Below are 20800 nucleotides of genomic sequence, written 5' to 3'. Positions count from 1 at the left end.
CTTATATTTATACCGCATTTCTGCGGCTATTATTACTTCCCTTTTTTTGACGCAGATGAGCATAGTGCTTGTCGCTTAAATACATAAGCGATTTGCAGCTTTCAACATCTATTTAGTTGGAGGCACAGGTCGCGTTATAATTACGATGAAAATAGAAGGAATTATATTTGATCTGGATGGGGTAATTGTAGATACAGCCCATTTCCACTACCTAGCCTGGAAAAAAACTGCAGCCACCTTAGGCTTTGAGCTAACACCAGAATTAAACGAACAACTCAAAGGCGTTAGCCGTATTGATTCCCTGCAAAAAATATTAGATTGGGCAGGGATAGAGATCACTCAAGAGCGATTTGACTTTTTGACTTCGGACAAGAATGTCGACTACTTGGCACATATAGCCACCATGAGTGCAGACGACGTACTGCCAGGGGTACGTGAGTTCATTGCCAAATTAAAGCGCGAAGGGTATCGTGTTGCCTTAGGTTCTGCCAGTAAGAATGCCAGACATATTTTAGAACGTGTTGGCATGATCAATCAATTTGACGCCATAGTGGACGGTACGAACGTTTCCGCTGCCAAGCCAGATCCTGAGGTTTTTTTGCAAGGCGCAGAGCTTCTCGGATTACAACCACAACAATGTGTGGTCTTTGAAGATTCTAAGGCGGGAGTAACGGCTGCTAACAATGGTGGCATGGTCTCCGTGGGAATTGGAAAACAAGAGCATCTGTCTCACGCCCATCACGTCTTTGAAAATTTTGAGCAAATACCAACCGATTTTATAAATCAATTAACCAGCGAAGAAGTAAAATGAATCAGGAATATATCGTAACACATCCGTGGTCTATCATAGAAGAAGGATTTGATCCGGAGCGCGTAAAATCATCTGAAAGTCTTTTTAGTCTCGGTAACGGAGCAATGGGCCAACGCGCCAATTTTGAAGAGCAGTATTCAGGTCCCACCTTTCAAGGAAGCTATATTGCCGGAGTCTACTATCCGGACAAGACACGAGTGGGTTGGTGGAAAAACGGTTATCCAGAATATTTTGCCAAAGTACTGAATGCGCCGAATTGGATAGGCGTAAATGTTAGTGTTGATGGAGAAGCGCTAGACTTGCATACTTGTAAAAGTGTTGTTGACTTTAAGCGCGAGTTGGACATGAAGACCGGCCTATACACCCGTAGCTTTAAAGCAAGGCTACAAAATGGCAAGGAGGTTGAGGTTGCCGTTTTGCGATTCCTTTCCTTGGATATGGACGAGTTAGGCGTTATTGATTATCGCGTTACACCACTGAGCGCAGACGCTCAGATCAGTTTTACGCCCTATATCGATGCCGGGATCACCAATGAAGACTCTAACTGGGACGATAAATTCTGGGATATCAAAGGCATCAGCGCGAACAAATCTGCAGCTTTTATACATTCAGCCACAGAGAAGACCGCCTTCCATGTGTGTACTTATATGGATTCTCAGGTCTTTCTAAACGACAAACCTGTTGCAGAAAGTCAGGTAGATCAAACTGAAATGACGGCCAGTGTTACTTATGAGGCCATGGTCGCTAAAGGAGATACCATCAATTTAGAAAAGTATGCCGGTTATACAGTATCTACCAACCATGCCATAGATGATTTGATCCCAGCAGCCAAAGCTGTTTTGGCAAAAGGAAAGGAAACCGGAGTTAAGGCATTAGCTAACGCTCAGGCGGCTGCTTGGCAGCAGATTTGGGCCATGGCAGATATCAAAATTCAAGGGGATGATAAAGCGCAGCAGGGAATCCGTTTTAATATCTTTCAACTCAACCAAACCTATTTGGGTAAAGACCCGCGTTTGAACATTGGCCCTAAAGGCTTTACGGGCGAAAAATATGGAGGTAGTACCTATTGGGATACCGAAGCCTATTGCTTGCCATTCTACATGGCTACCAAGAATCAGCAGGTGGCCAGAAACCTTTTGATCTATAGATACAAACACCTGCAAAAGGCCATTGAGAATGCTCAGAAACTTGGTTTTACCGATGGAGCGGCATTGTATCCTATGGTAACCATGAACGGGGAGGAGTGCCATAATGAATGGGAGATCACCTTCGAAGAAATACACAGAAATGGGGCTATTGCCTTTGCGATCTTTAACTATGCCCGTTATACAGGAGACACCTCTTATATCAACGAGATGGGCGCCGAGGTGCTTATCGGGATCGCTAGATTCTGGAAGCAGCGCGCTACCTTCTCCAAAGAGAAAGGGAAATATGTGATCTTAGGAGTTACTGGTCCGAACGAATACGAAAATAACGTCAACAATAACTGGTATACCAATTTCAGTGCCCAATGGTGTTTGAATTACGCCGCAGCGCAGATGAACCGCATTCAATCCGAAGCAGCTGCAGATTACGAGCGTATCACCAACAAAACGAATTTAACGGCTGCCGAGATAGAAGATTGGACTGCTGTTGCCGACGGCCTTTATTTTCCGTATTCAGAGGAGCACAATGTGTTTTTGCAACAGGATGGCTTCTTAGATAAAGAGCTCATTGAGGTTGGTGATCTTGACCCGAAGCAGCGCCCAATAAATCAACACTGGTCTTGGGATCGTATTTTGCGTTCGCCATACATCAAACAAGCGGATACGCTTCAAGGGTTCTATTTCTTTGAAGATCAGTTTACAGATGAGGAGTTGGAAAGACATTTTGATTTCTACGAGCCATTTACTGTTCACGAATCTTCTTTATCGCCTTGTGTACATGCTATACAGGCTGCCAAGTTAGGTCGTATGCAGCAGGCGTATACTTTTTACCTGAGAACTTCTCGTCTGGATTTGGACGATTACAACAAAGAAGTGGAAGAAGGTTGTCACATCACCTCCATGGCCGGTACTTGGATGAGTATTGTGGAGGGTTTTGCTGGCTTTAGAATTCGCGATGATAAACCGAGTTTAACTCCGAGAATACCTGAACAATGGGACAGCTATCGTTTCCGTGTGAATTTTAGAGGACAGATCCTTACTGTGACCATAGATGCTAATTTGTGTAGTTTAGAAGTTGACGGAGACAGTTCGCTAACTGTTAGCATTAACGGCCAGGATGTTTCGGTTAGCCAAGGGGCTGCAACCACTGTAAATCTTTAAGACTATGCGATTACGATCTGTATTTTATGTACTGCTGATGCTTGCTTTGATGGCTTGCAAACAGGAGGCCAAAGAGTCGGTTGCTGAGGCTGAAACGCAAAGCGAGACAGCTAAAGCTTTCGATTGGAAGGCTGCCAATTTGTACTTTTTGTTGACCGACCGTTTTAACAATGGCGACACTACTAACGATGTTAATTTTGAGCGCAACAAAGAGACCGCTGTTTTGCGAGGTTTTGAAGGCGGAGACCTAAAAGGGATCACCCAGAAGATAGAGGAAGGTTATTTCTCGGACCTTGGTATCAATGCTATTTGGATGACTCCAATAGTAGAGCAGGTTCACGACGGTACGGACGAAGGCACTGGCTATACCTATGCCTATCACGGTTATTGGACAAAAGATTGGACGCAATTAGACCCGAATTTCGGAACCTTTGAAGATCTCGCAGCTTTAGTAGAAGCAGCTCATGGCAAAGGAATTCGCATTCTGCTAGATGCAGTGATCAACCATACAGGGCCTGTCACCGAGCAAGATGCGGTGTGGCCCAAGGAGTGGGTGCGTACTGAGCCAACCTGTACCTACACCTCATACGAAACTACCGTAGAGTGTACCTTGGTTAAGAACTTACCGGATATTAAGACAGAAAGCAACCAGGATGTGGAATTACCGCCGGTCTTGGTTGCCAAATGGAAGGCAGAAGGCCGTTACGAGGCAGAAATGGCAGAGCTGGATGCATTCTTTGCACGAACAGGCTACCCAAGAGCGCCGCGCTTTTATATTATGAAATGGCTTACTGATTATATCACCGACTTTGGAATTGACGGTTACCGTGTAGATACGGTAAGACATACCGAAGCCTATGTGTGGCAGGAGTTCAAAAAAGAGTGTGACTACGCTTTTAATGCCTGGAAAGAGGCCAACCCAGATAAAGTGATGGATGACACGCCTTTCTACACCGTAGGCGAGGTCTATGGTTATGGTATTAACGATGGCCTGATGACCAATTTTGGCGATGTTCAAAAAGACTATTACAAGGATGCTTTTACGGCTATGATCAATTTTGATCTGCGCTCTCAGGAGGCGGATGTAGATTACGAGGCAGTTTTCTCTCGCTATGATTCTATTTTGAATACGACCTTGTCAGATTACGGGACCTTGAGCTACTTGACCTCTCACGATGACGGTTACCCTTTTGATAAAGCTCGCGAGAACACTTATACGGCAGCAAACCTCTTGTTGCTAACTCCAGGTGGTTCTCAGATGTACTACGGAGATGAAGTAGGTCGTTCTCTGCTTATTGAAGGCACCAACGGCGATGCCACCTTGCGTTCCGCCATGGATTGGGAAGCATATGCTCAAGATGCCCAAGCACAACGCCTTTTAGCCCATTACCAAAAATTGGGTCAGTTTAAGAACAATCATCTGGCTGTAGGGATTGGTAGACATCAACAATTGGCTGCTGAGCCTTATACCTTTTCTCGTACTTATGCCGAAGGAGAAGACACCGTTGTTGTAGCTCTAAACGCACCAAAAGGGGCAAAGATCATTGAGATAGGAATGGCCTTTGCAGAGGGAGCGACCCTACGGGATGCATATTCCGACAAGACAGTAACTGTAAAAGATGGCCAAGTAAGCCTTACTTCTGATGCAACCCTTGTTTTATTGGAGGCTATTGATGAATAAAAAGCAAAAATATCAAACCATAGTTTTATTGCTGTTAGTGATAACACTTATGGCCTGTAAGCAAAATACCTCAAACCCAGAAGCTATGAACCAAACTGCTGAGGTGGCTACCATGCCACCATTGACCGATGAATTTCTAGAGACCGCTATTCTTTATGAGGCGAATATCCGCCAATACTCTCCAGAAGGTAGTTTCGATGCCTTTACGGCAGACATCCCTAAGCTTAAAGCCTTAGGGGTGGATGTTATCTGGCTCATGCCGGTCTATCCGATCTCTTCTACTAAACGCAAGGCTTATGGCAATGTGATGGCAGACGATATTGAAGATCCAGAAGAGCGCAAGAAATATTTAGGTAGCTATTATGCGATATCTAATTACACAGCGATCAACCCGGAGTTTGGAACCTTAGAAGATTTTAGACGCTTGGTGAAAACAGCGCACGACAATGGGATCTACGTGATCTTGGACTGGGTGGCCAACCACACGGGTTGGGATCATCATTGGATCAAAGAGCATCCGGACTACTACACCAAGAACGAAGCAGGAGAGGTCTCAGAACCTCTAAAGGACGACGGTCGTACCCCAGAGGGTTGGACCGATGTAGCCGATCTGAACTTTGACAATCCGGAGCTAACTCCAGCCATGATCGCAGAGATGAAGTATTGGATCACCGAAGAAGACATTGATGGTTTTCGATGCGACGTAGCAGGTTTTGTGCCTACGGAATTCTGGCGTAAGGCGATTCCGGAGCTGCGTGCAGAAAAGAAGATCTTTATGTTGGCAGAGGCAGACAATCCGGAGCTATTGGAAGATGGCTTGTTCGATATGGCCTACGGCTGGGCGAACCATCACTTGATGAACGACATTGCCAAAGGTGAGCAACCCGCTGCGCAGTGGTGGGCACACTACAACGGGCAAATGGAAAAATGGGCGCCTGGCGACTATGTGATGAATTTTGTAGAGAACCATGACGAGAACTCTTGGAACGGTACTTTTTTAGGAAGAACTGGAGCCAATTGGGAATCCTGTTTGGTGCTTAGCTATGCCTTACCCGGTATGCCACTTATATACAGCGGCCTCGAATACGATCTGAATCACAGTTTGAAATTCTTTGAAAAGGACAGCATACCTAAAACCAAAGGCAAGATCTGGCCTGTTCTAGAAAAACTGGCAGCGGTGAAAAAAGAGGTTCCTGCCTTGCACGGCGCAGTAAATGCAGCCAACTATGAGTGGATCCATACCTTTCACGATCCGGACCTGTTGGCGTTTAGAAGATTTAAAGATAATTCTGAAATTCTGTACCTGGCAAACTTCTCATCCGAAGTAAAAAATCTTCCAGTAAAAGCAATGGGTACTTTTAGCTTTTTTAAATCTGGAGAAAAGGTGCAGATCGATGGCGAAAAGAACTTTGAGATCGCCCCGAATTCCTATCTGTTATTAGTTAAAAACTAAAGGGAAATCAGGCAATTAGGAGTTTTTTATAAAAATTTATCAAACGAAAACGTTTTAGTTTAATCGGGCTATTGTGGAGTTGCACAGAATGCCCTAGTTTAGCATTAAATGAGTACAAAAATTACTAAGGTTGGAGTGCTTACTTCTGGGGGAGATGCCCCTGGAATGAACGCCGCTATTCGCGCAGTTGTTAGAGCTTGTGCATACAATGATCTTTCCTGTGTAGGGATCTTTAGAGGTTATCAAGGCCTTATTGAAGGTGATTTTGAAGATCTGGACGCGCGTTCGGTGAAGAACATCATTAACCGTGGTGGAACTTTTTTAAAATCCGCTCGCTCTAAGGAGTTTATGACTGTAGCAGGTCGACAGAAAGCCTATGACCATCTTAAGAAGGCAGGAATCGATGCTTTAGTGGTCATTGGAGGAGACGGAACCTTTACCGGAGCATCCGTTTTTAAAGGCGAACACGATTTCCCGATTGTTGGCCTACCCGGAACCATAGACAACGACATTAACGGAACCGATTATACCATCGGTTATGATACCGCGCTCAATACTGTAGTGGAAGCTATAGATAAGATCCGCGATACGGCCAATTCGCACAACCGCCTGTTCTTGGTGGAAGTAATGGGTCGCAATGCAGGAGACATAGCTCTAAACGCCGGTATTGGTGCAGGAGCGGAAGAGATCCTTATTCCAGAAGAGAATATGGGCCGCACCAGACTTTTGGAATCCTTGCGTCGCAGTAAGAAATCTGGAAAGACTTCAAGCATTATTGTGGTGGCCGAGGGTGATCAGATCGGGAAGAACATCTTTGATCTGGCTAAATACATAGAAGACAATATGAGCGCCTACGAGGTGCGCGTAACTGTTTTAGGGCATATTCAGCGCGGTGGTGCACCGAGTTGTTATGACCGCGTATTGGCAAGCCGTTTAGGAGTTGGCGCAATAGATGCCTTGTTGGCTGGTCAACAGGATGTTATGGTTGGAATAGCAAACAGAAAAATAGTATATGTTCCCTTCGCGAGAGCGATCAGTGGGGAAAATGAAATAGATGTAGAACTAATTCGAGTAGCAGACATCACGTCTGTTTAATTCATATAATTATGACAAAAATTGGAATTAACGGCTTTGGCCGAATTGGAAGATTGGCTTTTAGAATTGCCTCTCAAAATCCTAATGTAGAGGTGGTTGCAGTAAACGATCTATTAGATGTAGATCATTTGGCCTATATGTTGAAGTACGATTCAGTACACGGAAAATTTGCTGGTACTGTAGCCGTAGACGGCGGACACTTAAAAGTGAATGGAAACACGGTACGAGTAACTGCGGAGCGCGATCCTTCTCAATTGAAGTGGGACGAAGCTGGAGTTGATATCGTTATCGATTGTACTGGAATCTTCACTACTATGGATACTGCAAAGGCGCATTTAGATGCCGGGGCCAAGAAAGTAGTGATCTCTGCACCTTCTAAAGACGCGCCTATGTTCGTAATGGGTGTGAACCACGACAAGGTGAAGCCAGAAGACAAAATCGTATCTAACGCTTCTTGCACCACCAACTGTTTGGCGCCTATGGCCAAAGTGATCCACGATAATCTTGGAATTGTAGAAGGACTTATGACCACTGTTCACGCTGCAACAGCGACTCAAATGACAGTAGACGGACCTTCTCGCAAGAACTATCGCTTAGGACGCTCTGCCTTGAATAACATTATTCCTACTTCTACTGGAGCTGCCGTAGCAGTAACTAAAGTAATTCCAGAGTTGAAAGGAAAACTAACTGGTATGGCTTTCCGTGTTCCTACTGCAGATGTATCTGTGGTAGATCTAACGGTACGCACAGAGAAATCTGCAACTTATGAAGAAGTAAAAGCACTTTTTAAAGATGCAGCCGCTGGAGCATATGCCGGGGTGATCGACTTTGTAGACGAGCCTGTGGTTTCTCAGGATTTCGTATCCGATCCAAACACCTGTAATTTCGATGCAGATGCAGGAATTGCATTGAACGACAACTTCTTTAAATTGGTGGCTTGGTACGATAACGAATACGGATATTCGTCTAAATTGATCGATCTTGCGGCTCATATTGCCAGTATCTAAGATTTAATTATGATTTTAATTGCTGATGGAGGATCCACCAAGTGCGATTGGGTCCTCCTTGACGATTCCTGCGAAAAAGTACTCAAGACCCGAACCAAGGGCTTGAATCCGGCTGTAGTAGAACCCGACGAATTAGAAAGTCGCATCCGCGAGAACACCGAACTTGTAGGACTTTTCAAGACTGTTAAAAAGGTTGATTTTTACGGTGCTGGTTGTGGAACACCTTCACCAAAAGCTTCGCTTTACGCTGTATTGCAAAACCTATTTATGGGAGCCAAGATCAGTGTGCAAGAAGATGTAGCCGCTGCAGTTTACGCCGCTACAGACGAACCTGGTATTGTCTGTATTTTAGGAACAGGTTCTAACAGTTGTTACTTTGATGGTAAGAATATCCACATGGAGGTTGATTCCCTAGGTTATGCCCTAATGGACGAAGCCAGTGGAAATTACTTTGGAAAACGTCTTATCCGCGATTATTTCTACAAAAAAATGCCAGAGAAACTGGCTAAAGAGTTTGAAAAGCGCTTTGATCTAAACACCGATGTGATCAAACTCAATGTCTATAAACGTCCGAATCCGAATACCTATCTGGCGTCTTTTGCAGAGTTTATCTTTACTAGCGAGGAGGTGAACGGTTATTTTTACAAACTCATCAGCGAGGGTATGTTTAAGTTCATAGAGAACAAGATTCTCTGCTATAAAGAGGCACAGCATGTCCCCATTCACTTTATTGGTTCCATTGCGCATTTCTCCGAGGATATAATTAGAGATTGCATGAAACCTTACCACTTGGAGTTGGGAAATATTATCCGTAGACCTATAGACGGACTTATCGATTATTACAAGCGCAACGAGGGTTGTAAGTAACATTATGGTTTTACGTTAAACTAATTACGGCTATACCGTAATTCTAGTTTTGAGCGAACCAATTTGAGTATCTTCAGGGAGTGATATAATAACCAAACAACATTTCCTAACTATGAGTACTCCCAACGACACTATTTCGTTAAGCGATGCGACCAACTGGACAACCAATTGGCGCACTCAAAACCCCAACGCCGTTAAAGCCTTTTTGATTCCAAAAGATGACTTAACGGGTGTATTAGCTGAGAATCCTAATGCCGTACGCGCCTATTTGGCAATAGACGATAATGGTCAGGAGAAACTAGTAATTGTAGGCTGCACGCATCAGATAGACGGTACCTACAAGGATAAATTACCGGACCCAAGCGGTCGTGACAACGGCAATTATATTTTCGATTTTACAATGCCTTGTCCTCCCGTATGTGATCCTTCGAGTCAATTGAACGGCTAATTACCGATGACACGGTTCTTTAAGAATTTATCGTATCTCGCTACGATCATTCTTATAATCAATGCCTTATTATTTCTTAAAAACTTTGCAAAAGAAAGCAAAGCTTTTAAGATTTTTACGCTGTATCTCATTGCCATGTCTTTGACGCAATTGGGCATGATACTTCTTGTGATTTTGGGTAAGCCAAATATATTTATCGCGAGTATATATACGGTGATCCAATTGGTGCTGTTGAGTCTTTTTTACGGAGAGCTTATAAGCAAAAAGATCATTTATATACTTTCTGGAGCACTCCTTGCATTCATTACTGTTCAATACATATTAGATCCGAGTTTATTTAGCAGGTATAATTCTATTGCAATCTCGCTAAGTCAGGCGCTAATAATCGGGTATTGTGTCGTATACTTTTATCGTTCAATCAGTGCTAAGACGCCTTTTATTATTGTAAACGTGGGGGTGTTTGTCTATTTAATCTGTAGCACCCTGATTTTTGCTAGCGGAAATTTGCAGTACGAACTTTCTAAAGACAGTTATATCTTGCTTTTGAACCTCAATATTGTGTTCTATTTGATCTTTCAAACCTTGATCATGGTAGAGTGGTTTCAAAATTATAGAAGCTTAAAGCACAGTGCCTAAATGTTTGAGAACACAGACATAATTTCTTTAATTCTTATTGCGCTTAGCTTTTTATTGCTGATGGCCATTGCTCTGGTCACTTTTTTCTTTTTGTCGAGGAAGAAGGTTATCAATGCTGAGCTAGAAAAGGCCAACCTGGAAATATCGCATCAGAAAGAAATGCTTCAGGCCACCATTATCACTCAAGAAAAGGAACGTAAGCGCATTGCACAAGACCTCCACGACGCTATCTCCTCTAAATTGAATATAGTTTCTTTGAACACCAATGTGCTTTTAGAAGGAGGCGTGAATGAACAAGAATCCAACGAGCTCTTGGGTACTATTCTGCAAATCTCCAATACTACTCTAGAGAGTTCCAGACGCATAGCCCATGATCTGCTACCGCCTGTTCTGGAAAAATTCGGACTAATTCCAGCAGTAGAAGAGCTTACCAATGACTTTAACAGGGCTACAGCCAATTTGATCAGCTTTAATAGCGATTATCAGCCCAAATTACTCGACGCCAAGGCAGAGCTTCATCTGTACCGAATAATCCAAGAATTGGTCAACAATTCACTTAAACACGGCAAGGCGAGTGCTATTACCATTTCCATTAAACAACAACCATTGAGCCTGCTATATACAGACAACGGAGTGGGCTTTGAAAATACCGAGAGTGGTGGTAGCCCCGGGCTCGGTATGAAGAATATAGAAAGTAGAGTGGCACTTTTAGGAGCTAGCTCGACTTTTAAAAGTTCCCCCGGAGAAGGAATAAGTTTTTCATTAAAATTAAACCAGCATGAGTGACAATATAATACGGATCGGTTTGGCCGACGATGAAGAACTATTTCGCAAAGGCATAGCCTTTATCTTGGAACGTGAGCCCGATTTCGAAGTGGTCTTTGAAGCAGAGAATGGTCAAAAACTACTGGATACCTTGGCCACCATGGACGAGCTCCCCGATGTAATCTTGACCGACCTTAAAATGCCCATGCTCAACGGGATAGAGGCAACCAAAGCTGTTTTGAAGAAATATCCGCAGGTTAAGGTCATTGCGCTTACCAGTTACAACACCCGTGGGTTTATTGCCAATATGGTAGATATAGGTGCAGCGGCTTTCTTGGTCAAGAATTCTACTCCTAAAACCGTAAAACATACGGTTCGAGAAGTGGTAAGCCGTGGATTTTATTACAATTATCAGGTCATGCAGATCATTCAAGATGAGCTTCAAGGCGGTCAACACCGAACGGTAATCGATGCAGACGAGCTGACCAGTCGAGAAAAGGAAGTGCTTCAACTTATTTGCGACCAACTCACCACTCACGAAATAGCAGAGCGACTTTTTATTAGCCCGCGCACTGTAGAGGGCCATAGGAACAATCTTTTACAGAAAACCAATTCTAAGAACGTAGCCGGATTGGTTTTGTTTGCAATTCGGCACAATTTGGTCATTTTAGATAAGGGTCTCTACTGATTTGTGATTAAATTTGCAGGGATAACCAAAGAGAAAAAAATGAGTTTTCCGTCTGTAAATCCGACACAAACCAAAGCCTGGGCAGCCTTAACTGCTTTATTTGAAAATACTGCTAACACCAATTTGCAAGATCTTTTTAAAGAGGATGCCAACAGGGCAGCAGCCTATAGTTTGCAATGGCAGGATTTTTATGTGGATTTTTCTAAAACCCATATAAATGCTGCAATAAAAGAGGCCTTACTGGATCTTGCTTCGGAGGTTAAACTTAAGGAAGCTATTGCTGCTCAATTTACAGGAGAACACATTAACCAGACCGAAGATCGCGCTGTGTTGCATACGGCATTGCGTAACTTCTCCGCTATGAAGCCAGAGGTTTCAGAGGTCTTGGCGCAGATAAAGTCATTTACCGAGCAGGTCATTTCTGGTGCTTGGAAAGGCTATACCGGTAAAAGCATCACCGATGTAGTGAATATAGGAATAGGAGGGAGCGACCTTGGTCCGGATATGGTTGTGGAGGCCTTGCGCAACCAACGTAACCATTTGAATGTTAGATTTGTATCGAATGTAGAGGGCGATCACGTTATCGAGTCACTAAATGGATTAGACCCAGAAACCACTTTGTTCATCATTGTTTCTAAAAGTTTTACTACCCAAGAAACCCTTATGAACGCTCAGACCATTCGCAAATGGTTCTTACAATATACCTCCGAAGAGAACATCGCAAAACACTTTGTTGCCGTTAGTACCAATATTCCGGCGGTAAAAGACTTCGGAATCGACCCTAACAACATCTTTACCATGTGGGATTGGGTAGGAGGTCGTTTTTCACTTTGGAGTGCCGTAGGTTTGAGCATTGCATGTGCGATCGGCTATGAGCAATACGAGGACTTGCTCCGCGGTGCACACGAGATGGATCAGCATTTTGCTAATACTCCTTTTGAGCAGAATATCCCGGTTGTGTTGGCCCTGATCTCTGTTTGGTACAACAACTTTGTGGGTGCCGAAAGTGAGGCCGTTATTCCATATACGCAGTATTTGACCAAGCTGGTTCCTTACTTGCAGCAAGCCATAATGGAGAGTAATGGGAAAGGAGTTGATCGCAACGGAGAGGTGATCGATTACCAAACGGGGACCATTGTATGGGGATCTACAGGGACCAATGCCCAACACGCTTTCTTTCAATTGATCCACCAGGGGACTAAAGTGATCCCTGCGGATTTCATCGGCTTTAAAAAAGATCAGCACAACCAGAAAGCGCATCAAGATGCACTTATGGCCAATTTCATTGCCCAGACCCAAGCTTTAATGACGGGAACTGCAGGGCAGCAGGTAGATTCGCCGTTTAAGGTATTTACAGGGAACCGTCCTACCAACACGATTCTGATCGATCAACTGAGTCCTAATTCCCTCGGAAAGCTCATTGCCCTTTATGAGCATAAACTCTTTACTCAAGGGGTGATCTGGAATATTTTTAGTTATGATCAATGGGGTGTGCAATTAGGTAAGGTTTTGGCTAAGAATACTTTGAGTGATATTGAGTCTGGACATGTTTCTAAAACACATGATGGTTCTACTCAGGCCTTATTAGGTCACCTAAGTAGTTAAGAAACAGGGGTTTTAAAATTTTTTTAAAATTTTTACGCAACCTTTTTAAATTTTCTGGACTATTTAATAACTCCACAGGTGCAGGCGCAAGCACCACGAGTTAAGTTAGTCTGTTAAGATAAGAGCGACTGCCGCCCGGTAGTCGCTTTTACATTTCTTTGTAGTACCTTCGGGTAACTAACCAACTTCTATTTGCGGTGCGCAGACTTTTACTTCTTTTTATGCTGATCGGTTTGGTGGCTTCAGCTCAGGAAACAACGGAGCAGCAAACTTCTGTTTTTGGTGATTATTACCCCATTAGCATAAAACCTACGGTTCGCTACCTCTCCAGTATGGTAGAACAAGAAGAGATACTTTTTGATGCCAATCCGGTGGTTTATTACAGCTTCTACAACAATATGGTCAAGAACTTGCAAGACGTCAATGACAAACGTTTTAGCAGCACCTTTTACGCGAGTTTTCAGCCACATATCCGCATGTATAACGAGAATTCTCGACCTGTAAAAACGCCATCGTATCGTGTTTTCCTTGGCTTTCAGTTGCTGCGCAAGACAGACGGGAACCACTTTCTGGCTGCTGCCTTAGAATCCGGACATTATTCCAACGGCCAATCCGGATGTGCTTTCGATACCAACTTGGACGACGAAACTTCGCCCTGCGATGCCGTTTATGCGGCTATAACCGATCAAACCAATCTGTCTGACATTCTCAACAGAGTCAACGGAAACTTTTCTACGAACTTCACTAGGGTCAGTGGGAACTTTAGACTCAACAACCTTAAAAAGAACACTCCGTACCAGGTGCATTCCTTTACCGGATGGTATGAGTTGTGGCACAACAATATGTTCTTTGTGGCAGATATTGGGGGTTATAATCCTCTAGATATTGATATCTATGGGCGCCATAGAATGGGCTTTGAATATGAATACCTACACACCTATAAAGAGACGCTTAAATATTCAGTCGGCTTCTGCTTACAAGGTATATCTGGAGCGCACCCCAGCGTGGAACCGCTCCGAACAGAAGTCTTTGGTACTTGGTATCCTTTTAAAAGTGATTTTGGCTTTTTTGTCAGTTATATCTACGGTCATGACAATTACAATTACCGTTTTGTCGATTCCGGAAATCAACTGAGTGTAGGTGTGAGTTGGGACTGGTTTACTCCATTTGAGATAAAACGTGCAGAGGCCTTGGTTTCCGAGCAATAGTTTGACTACATTTTTATAAATCTGGTGGTCTAAGTATAATTAAGACCTCAAATTTTCGGTCTTGCTTTCTTAGCTTGCTAGGGTATTACTCCTCCCAATGATTAAGCTATGCTTACAAAAGTATTCGGGAGTGCCGTTTTCGGTATAGATGCAACCACCATTACTATAGAGGTCCATGTAGATAACGGTATAGGATATCATTTGGTAGGCTTACCAGATAATGCGATCAAAGAAAGCAATTACCGCATTGCTGCAGCACTACTTACACACAACTTTAAAATCCCAGGCAAAAAGTTAACCCTCAATATGGCTCCGGCAGATCTTCGAAAAGAAGGTGCAGCCTACGATCTGCCATTGGCTATGGGTATTTTATTGGCCAGCGAGCAAATCGCCCAAGAGCACGATCCGGAATCTTATATCATGATGGGAGAACTCTCTCTGGACGGTACGCTGCAACCAATAAGAGGGGCGTTGCCCATGGCAATACAGGCTAGAGAAGAAGGCTTTAAACGCATGATACTTCCGTCTCAAAATGCCGAAGAGGCAGCCATTGTTCGAGAACTCGAAGTCTATGGGGTTCGGTCAATCGGCGAAGTAATTGATCATTTTAATAAAGGGACGGCCTTAAAACAGGTATTGGTAGATCCAAACTTGCTTTTTGCAAGGCAAAATGACACTATAAGTATGGACTTTGCCGATATCAAAGGGCAAGAAAGTATTAAACGATGTATGGAGGTGGCGGCCGCAGGAGGACATAACATACTGCTTATCGGACCACCAGGTTCCGGCAAGACCATGATAGCCAAAAGGCTTCCGTCTATTTTACCACCAATGACTTTGGACGAGGCCTTGGAGACCACTAAGATCCACTCTGTTGCCGGGCGCACCAAAGAGGCAAAAGGCATACTAACCCAGCGTCCCTTTAGAAGTCCTCACCACACCATAAGCGATGTGGCTTTGGTAGGAGGAGGTACCTATCCACAGCCGGGAGAGATCTCGCTTGCACATAATGGTGTATTGTTCTTAGATGAGTTACCAGAGTTTAAACGAGCAGTGCTAGAAGTTTTAAGGCAACCCTTAGAAGATCGAGAAGTTTGTATCTCTCGCGCCCGTTTCAATGTTACCTATCCGGCTAGTTTTATGATGGTTGCTAGTATGAATCCAAGTCCCGGAGGCTATTTCAACGAACCAGATGCTCCTGTGGTCAACTCTCCGCAGGAGATCCAAAGGTATTTAGGGCGTATCTCAGGTCCGTTATTAGACAGGATGGATATGCATATAGAGGTTAATCCTGTGGGGTTCGATAAACTAAGCGATGCTCCTGCAGGAACTTCTAGCGCAACTATAAGAGCTCGGGTTATAAAGGCGAGGGCAATCCAGGAGCAGCGGTTTAAAGATCAAGAGGCAGTGCATTACAATGCACAAATGCAGTCTAAGGCCATTAGAAAGTATTGCAAGTTGGATGCAGCCAGCAAAGAACTCTTAAGGCAGGCCATGGATCGTTTGGGTCTCTCTGCTCGAGCTTACGATCGGATTTTGAAAGTAGCTCGAACCATGGCAGATCTGGACGAAGCTGCTCAGATCAAAGAGGAGCATTTACTGGAAGCCATTCAGTATCGCAACCTTGATAGACCTGGTTGGATGGGTGGGCTTTGAAAATAAGGAGCTCGGTATTTCTGCATCTGTAGTGCAATTGCTATTTTTGTGGCATCTTAAAAATCCAAAGGGAACCCATGAAGATACTAAAGACACCTCCTCAGGGCATGCGCGAGTTCACAGCCGATCAAAAGGCGATTCGAAATTACATTCAAAATGTGATCTTGGAGCATTATCAAACCTTCGGATTCAGACAGATCGAAACTCCTTGTGTGGAGAACATCGATTTGCTATCCAGCGGACAAGGTGGTGAGAACGAGAAGTTGATCTTTAAGATCTTAAAGCGAGGAGACAAATTGGCTAAATCCAGTATGGACGACTTGGCCGATCTTGGGCTGCGTTTTGACCTGACAGTGCCTTTAGCGCGTTTTTATGCCAATAATATGGGGCAATTGCCCAAGGTGAATAAGTTTATTCAGATAGGAAATGTTTGGCGTGCTGAGCGACCTCAAAAAGGGCGTTATCGCCAATTCACCCAATGTGACATAGATGTCATTGGAGACCCTACTTATTTGGCTGAGTTGGAACTTATATCTGCCACTACAGCAACTTTGAAGCAATTTGGCCTCGACGGTTTTGAAGTAAAGATCAATGACAGGCGCCTTTTAATGGCTATTGCTAATTACTGCGGATTTAACGAAGACCAAGCCGCAGAGGTCTTTATCATTTTAGACAAACTGGACAAGATCGGTATCGGTGGAATCAAGGAAGAATTGGCAGCGACGGAGCTAGATCAGACGCAATGTGACACCTTCATAGAAATAGTTTCCTCCTTTACCTCACATGCTTTTGAAGACTTTATAACTGCCAATGAAAAACAGAATATAGTCCCTGCCGAACTGTTGGAAGATCTAAAATTTGTGATCGATACGATTCAAAAAGAAACAGGCTCGGGCATAGACATAGCATTTGATCTTTCTTTGGTTCGCGGCATGGGGTATTACACCGGAATGATCTTCGAAGTGAAGGTCAAGGGGTATTCCTGGTCCATCGCAGGTGGAGGGCGTTATGACCGTATGATAGGACGTTTTCTTGGAGGGAAACAGCAAATTCCAGCTTGTGGTTTTTCGATCGGATTTGAGCGCTTGGCTTTGATTTTAGAAGAACAGGGCTTTGAAATACCAGACAGCCGCAAACGCATTGCGCTCTTAGGTAATAAAGACGCTGATTCTATTAGAGCCATGCGCCAGAACGCAGCTTCACTTAGAGCGGATGGCAATACTGTTTTGCTTGATTATAAGGCAAAAAATCTCGGAAGACAACTAGATGACTTCAAGGCAATGGGATATACCGCCTTTGCTTTTGTAAATCCGGGAGAGACTATAGAACTGCGTGAATTGAGTTAGTACCAAGACGCCTTCTTATAAGCCTCGTGCTTGGAAGCCGCCTCTCGGTTGGTCACTATGAGTTCTTCTGCGGACCTTTCCTTTTTTCTATACCCGAATAGATGCAGCACTTCTGTGGTAAAGAATCTTGCTATCTTAAGATCAATCCTTAATTTACTTTTGTCTTCTGTCATCCAATGTACTCCGGGAAGTAGTGGAAATACCTTATCCACACGTAATTTTCTAAGTATTTTACTCAAGCCCAAAAAGAACGCAGGCACACTGCGAATTAGAAAATAACCGTCTTCCCCTTGTCCCTGGTATAAAGGCATGAACAATTGCCCTCGCTGCTCTAAGATCAAGGCGACGTCGCCATCGTAACCCAAAATCGTTCCAGAGGGAACCTGCTGAAAATTGCGGTAACCAGGATTTAGTTTAAAAGCTTCTCGCTGCTGCACTTCATGTCTGTGAGTGATCTCGTAGAACTGTTCTAAATCACTGCATTGGCGTCCGAGTCTTAGTTGGTGTTCCTGCTCAGATCCACTGGGAATAAGTCCTATGATCTCTAGCGACAAACGCGCAAAATCGTAACAATTCTGAATGCTCAAGGGATCATCGTGTTGCCCTGCTTCAAAACCAAAGGCCACATATCCAAGTTCGTTGATATAACTCAGCAGCGGTCCTTGCAGATACTCTTCTATCCCTAAAACTACGGGTAGGGGATAGTGCTGAGTAAAATGGCGGTTCAACAAGCTGTCATTTACTGTTAAAAAAGGCGCTGTGGGTCCCGAAGTCGTGTGTAGGTCCATAAAATAAAAAGGGCCTTTATGTTGATCAACTATATTTTGCAACGCGAGCCATAACTCGAGCTGCTCTTTTTGTTCTGAATTCAATGCATCTTGTTGGGAGAGCGCGGCAATTTCGCCCTTGGACCATATTCTATTCAGATCAACCTCACAATAGCGTTGCCCAGATTTTAATGCCGCTTTATTACCGATAAGACCATAAACAGAACCAACCATGCGCTCCTGCTGCTCTTGTAGTTCTATAAGTAGCTGCTTTAGCGCAACTATGCCGGCAGGTTCATTACCGTGAATCCCACCTATGAAAATCACTACAGGACCGTCATTCTTTACAATGGGCGGGACAATTGATCGAGATTTTATGAGGTCCAGGCTTTGTAGATCAGCCATCGATAGGTTCAGGGTCATAGAGTTGTATATCTTTAATGGTCACAATTCCAACTAAGGTTCCTTTTTCGGTTACCGGTAAACAGCCAATCTCATGATGTTTCATGATTTTTATAGCTTCTTGTATATCCGTATCTGGGGATGCGCTGACAACAGCCTTAACCATAATGTCGCCAACGCTTAGACCGTCGTCTATAGCTACAGCATAATCGGTGTGAATCACATGGGTCCAAGTAAGCAATCCTATCAATGAATCGTTGCGATCAACCACAGGAACGTGATGTATGTTCTTCCAGTCCATAATGCTGGTCGCCAAGGCGGCTAAGTCATCTTCGCGCACTGTGATAACTCCAGTGGACATGATCTGAGATATTCTTTCTGGCGGATCCATGTCTTTAAAATCACAGAGTGGTCCCCATTCGGCAATACAATTATCCTCTTGTTGGTTGTCATAGATGGTCTTAGAGAGCATGCGCCTAGCAGCATCCTTACCGTATTTTCTACTCGCCTCACGATAATTGGAAACGATCCATTTGGAGCCGTCTTTGGCGTGTAAGCGCTTGTCTATGATGGTCAAATAACGTTGGATATCCGCAGGGTCTATTCCTGCAGACTTTAATCCCGACTCTGCCATAGGGAGCAATTCTCGGCCAATTAGTTTCTTAACGCCCAAACTGTCGCCCATCCATTCCATTACAGATTCAGAACCGTAACGAGCAGCCTTTAAAAAGTTATTCTTAGCCGATTTAAAGTCCATTGCGCTTGCCATATTGTCACAGGCGCTTGGTCTGGCTTTCATAAGGCCAACCCAGAGGGCGAAGTTTGCCATTTCATCTTGAACAGTAGGTCCAGAGGGCACATAGCGATTCTCTATACGCAAATGCGCTTTATCTCCACCAACACCATAACAAGCGCGGTTCCAATTGTAAAGCGTGCCATTGTGCAGGTTTAGGGCTTCTAATTTAGGTGCCTGTCCGGCTCGGGCCATACGCAAAGCATCTTCTTTGATCTCGTGATGTAAGATCACCGTATGCGCTGCTATTTCATTTCTAAATATGGAACTCACGTCGCCTTGAGCCCAAGCCGTTCCGAATTGCGCTCTAGGCTGCTTATTTATTAGTGCTGAGCGTGTAGGTCTGGTGTCTATACTTTGTCTAAACAGTGCTATACGGGTCTCTTTCCACAATTCTCTTCCAAGTAGCAAAGGAGAATTGGTACAAATCCCAAGGATTGGACCTGCTAGCGCTTGCGCCCAATTAAAGCTCGATATAAAATCCTCCGGATCGATCTGTAAATGCATTTGAAAACTGGTATTGCAGGCTTCAAAAAGCACAGAATCGTGGAGTATGCTTAGTTCTTCTACACCGCGGATATGCAATTGAAAGTCACTACCACGCGTATGTTTGATCATGTCGTTAAGGGCGTAATACCTTGGGCTGGGAGTCATATAGTCCAATTCCAAATGCTTGGGTCCGATGGTGGGAAGTATTCCTGTGAGCAGAACACTGCTACCCGCTGCCTCCACATGTTTCTTGGCAAGTTGCAGGTGTCCTTTTAGGGCTTGTTCCATCTCGCTAAAACATTTTCCTTCTAGCTTTAGGGGGTCCAGGTTGATCTCCAGATTATATCGAGCTAATTCGGAAGTAAAATGCGGATCGGTTATTTCAGCCAAGATCTCCGGGGCATTGTGAGCAGGCTGCCATTGCGCATCAGTTAAGCAAAACTCTTGTTCCGCTCCTATACGGGTAATTCCAGATTCAATTTGCCCTGTGGCCAACAAGTGATCTAGGGCCTTGATATCGTTGAGTAAATGTGCTAAGAATTCGGCCTTTGCCTGACTTTGTGTCAATCCTGCTACGTCATGTCTTCCCATATTGAAGCGTTTAATAGTTGCTCTTCAAGTTTAGGCTGTTTTAAGCGCCTAAAACATGATTTTGGTCAGTTGACCGTCAAATAGGTTCACTTGAGGAGTGTATAACGGCTTTATTTACGGGCTTTTTAACAGATATTTTAGAATTCCATCCGCAGTAAGGAAACCCGAATTACCTATCTTTAACCC

At 44.0% G+C, this 20800-nt stretch carries 17 protein-coding genes; 15 read left to right on the top strand and 2 right to left on the bottom strand.

What is annotated here, in order from left to right:
- Positions 1–145: 145 nt before the first annotated feature.
- From pgmB to hisS, 15 genes are all read left to right on the top strand, one after another.
- Positions 146–811, top strand: a complete 666-nt coding sequence (gene pgmB / locus AC0J2F_RS01890) for a beta-phosphoglucomutase (RefSeq protein WP_473008392.1) — start codon at positions 146–148, stop codon at positions 809–811.
- Positions 808–3117 carry a glycoside hydrolase family 65 protein gene (locus AC0J2F_RS01885; RefSeq protein ID WP_473008390.1) on the top strand — a complete coding sequence of 770 codons (2310 nt, stop codon included), beginning with the start codon at positions 808–810 and terminating at the stop codon, positions 3115–3117. Before pgmB ends, AC0J2F_RS01885 begins: the two co-directional genes overlap by 4 nt.
- 4 nt (positions 3118–3121) lie before the next feature.
- The gene (locus tag AC0J2F_RS01880; protein WP_473008388.1) at positions 3122–4798 is read left to right on the top strand and encodes an alpha-amylase family glycosyl hydrolase; all 1677 of its coding nucleotides are present in this window, start codon (positions 3122–3124) and stop codon (positions 4796–4798) included.
- Positions 4799–4883: 85 nt separating this feature from the next.
- Complete coding sequence (locus AC0J2F_RS01875) at positions 4884–6251, top strand: alpha-amylase family glycosyl hydrolase (RefSeq protein ID WP_473008387.1); 1368 nt, start codon at positions 4884–4886, stop codon at positions 6249–6251.
- Positions 6252–6359: 108 nt separating this feature from the next.
- Entirely contained in the window at positions 6360–7346 is a 987-nt protein-coding gene (gene pfkA, locus AC0J2F_RS01870) for a 6-phosphofructokinase (RefSeq protein ID WP_374957998.1), read from the top strand.
- Positions 7347–7357: 11 nt separating this feature from the next.
- The gene (gene gap, locus AC0J2F_RS01865) at positions 7358–8353 is read left to right on the top strand and encodes a type I glyceraldehyde-3-phosphate dehydrogenase (protein ID WP_374959756.1); all 996 of its coding nucleotides are present in this window, start codon (positions 7358–7360) and stop codon (positions 8351–8353) included.
- Between the two features lie 9 nt (positions 8354–8362).
- Positions 8363–9220, top strand: a complete 858-nt coding sequence (locus AC0J2F_RS01860) for a BadF/BadG/BcrA/BcrD ATPase family protein (protein ID WP_473008386.1) — start codon at positions 8363–8365, stop codon at positions 9218–9220.
- 112 nt (positions 9221–9332) lie between these two features.
- Positions 9333–9668, top strand: a complete 336-nt coding sequence (locus tag AC0J2F_RS01855; RefSeq protein ID WP_473008384.1) for a hypothetical protein — start codon at positions 9333–9335, stop codon at positions 9666–9668.
- 6 nt (positions 9669–9674) lie between these two features.
- Positions 9675–10304, top strand: coding sequence for a hypothetical protein (locus AC0J2F_RS01850; protein ID WP_473008383.1), 630 nt, complete (start codon positions 9675–9677; stop codon positions 10302–10304).
- Positions 10305–11090, top strand: a complete 786-nt coding sequence (locus AC0J2F_RS01845; protein WP_473008381.1) for a sensor histidine kinase — start codon at positions 10305–10307, stop codon at positions 11088–11090.
- Positions 11083–11757, top strand: a complete 675-nt coding sequence (locus AC0J2F_RS01840; protein ID WP_473008380.1) for a response regulator — start codon at positions 11083–11085, stop codon at positions 11755–11757. The genes AC0J2F_RS01845 and AC0J2F_RS01840 overlap by 8 nt, the downstream gene beginning before the upstream one ends.
- A 39-nt stretch (positions 11758–11796) precedes the next feature.
- Positions 11797–13362 (top strand): glucose-6-phosphate isomerase, encoded by a 1566-nt coding sequence (gene pgi / locus AC0J2F_RS01835; protein ID WP_473008378.1) that lies wholly within the window; start codon positions 11797–11799, stop codon positions 13360–13362.
- A gap of 197 nt (positions 13363–13559) precedes the next feature.
- Positions 13560–14570 carry a hypothetical protein gene (locus AC0J2F_RS01830; RefSeq protein WP_473008377.1) on the top strand — a complete coding sequence of 337 codons (1011 nt, stop codon included), beginning with the start codon at positions 13560–13562 and terminating at the stop codon, positions 14568–14570.
- A gap of 108 nt (positions 14571–14678) precedes the next feature.
- The gene (locus AC0J2F_RS01825; RefSeq protein ID WP_473008376.1) at positions 14679–16226 is read left to right on the top strand and encodes a YifB family Mg chelatase-like AAA ATPase; all 1548 of its coding nucleotides are present in this window, start codon (positions 14679–14681) and stop codon (positions 16224–16226) included.
- Positions 16227–16303: 77 nt separating this feature from the next.
- Positions 16304–17572: a histidine--tRNA ligase gene (gene hisS, locus AC0J2F_RS01820; protein ID WP_473008375.1), complete on the top strand. Its 1269-nt coding sequence runs from the start codon at positions 16304–16306 to the stop codon at positions 17570–17572.
- On the opposite strand, the gene AC0J2F_RS01815 is transcribed toward hisS, so the two are convergent.
- Positions 17569–18744, bottom strand: a complete 1176-nt coding sequence (locus AC0J2F_RS01815) for an aspartoacylase (RefSeq protein WP_473008374.1) — start codon at positions 18742–18744, stop codon at positions 17569–17571. The two genes, hisS and AC0J2F_RS01815, sit on opposite strands and share 4 nt — an antisense overlap.
- Positions 18737–20614 carry a CBS domain-containing protein gene (locus AC0J2F_RS01810; RefSeq protein WP_473008372.1) on the bottom strand — a complete coding sequence of 626 codons (1878 nt, stop codon included), beginning with the start codon at positions 20612–20614 and terminating at the stop codon, positions 18737–18739. The genes AC0J2F_RS01815 and AC0J2F_RS01810 overlap by 8 nt, the downstream gene beginning before the upstream one ends.
- Between the last annotated feature and the right edge of the window lie 186 nt (positions 20615–20800).

The organism is Gilvibacter sp. CC01 (assembly GCF_055755295.1).
Note: the sequence above shows the minus strand (reverse complement) of the source record. Positions and strands in the feature narration are given on the sequence as shown.

Excerpts from the sequence above, each read along its gene's own strand:
- pgmB (WP_473008392.1), top strand. The coding sequence starts at position 146 with ATGAAAATAGAAGGAATTATATTTGATCTGGATGGGGTAATTGTAGAT.
- AC0J2F_RS01885 (WP_473008390.1), top strand. The coding sequence starts at position 808 with ATGAATCAGGAATATATCGTAACACATCCGTGGTCTATCATAGAAGAA.
- AC0J2F_RS01880 (WP_473008388.1), top strand. The coding sequence starts at position 3,122 with ATGCGATTACGATCTGTATTTTATGTACTGCTGATGCTTGCTTTGATG.
- AC0J2F_RS01875 (WP_473008387.1), top strand. The coding sequence starts at position 4,884 with ATGAACCAAACTGCTGAGGTGGCTACCATGCCACCATTGACCGATGAA.
- pfkA (WP_374957998.1), top strand. The coding sequence starts at position 6,360 with ATGAGTACAAAAATTACTAAGGTTGGAGTGCTTACTTCTGGGGGAGAT.
- gap (WP_374959756.1), top strand. The coding sequence starts at position 7,358 with ATGACAAAAATTGGAATTAACGGCTTTGGCCGAATTGGAAGATTGGCT.
- AC0J2F_RS01860 (WP_473008386.1), top strand. The coding sequence starts at position 8,363 with ATGATTTTAATTGCTGATGGAGGATCCACCAAGTGCGATTGGGTCCTC.
- AC0J2F_RS01855 (WP_473008384.1), top strand. The coding sequence starts at position 9,333 with ATGAGTACTCCCAACGACACTATTTCGTTAAGCGATGCGACCAACTGG.
- AC0J2F_RS01850 (WP_473008383.1), top strand. The coding sequence starts at position 9,675 with ATGACACGGTTCTTTAAGAATTTATCGTATCTCGCTACGATCATTCTT.
- AC0J2F_RS01845 (WP_473008381.1), top strand. The coding sequence starts at position 10,305 with ATGTTTGAGAACACAGACATAATTTCTTTAATTCTTATTGCGCTTAGC.
- AC0J2F_RS01840 (WP_473008380.1), top strand. The coding sequence starts at position 11,083 with ATGAGTGACAATATAATACGGATCGGTTTGGCCGACGATGAAGAACTA.
- pgi (WP_473008378.1), top strand. The coding sequence starts at position 11,797 with ATGAGTTTTCCGTCTGTAAATCCGACACAAACCAAAGCCTGGGCAGCC.
- AC0J2F_RS01825 (WP_473008376.1), top strand. The coding sequence starts at position 14,679 with ATGCTTACAAAAGTATTCGGGAGTGCCGTTTTCGGTATAGATGCAACC.
- hisS (WP_473008375.1), top strand. The coding sequence starts at position 16,304 with ATGAAGATACTAAAGACACCTCCTCAGGGCATGCGCGAGTTCACAGCC.
- AC0J2F_RS01815 (WP_473008374.1), bottom strand. The coding sequence starts at position 18,744 with ATGGCTGATCTACAAAGCCTGGACCTCATAAAATCTCGATCAATTGTC.
- AC0J2F_RS01810 (WP_473008372.1), bottom strand. The coding sequence starts at position 20,614 with ATGGGAAGACATGACGTAGCAGGATTGACACAAAGTCAGGCAAAGGCC.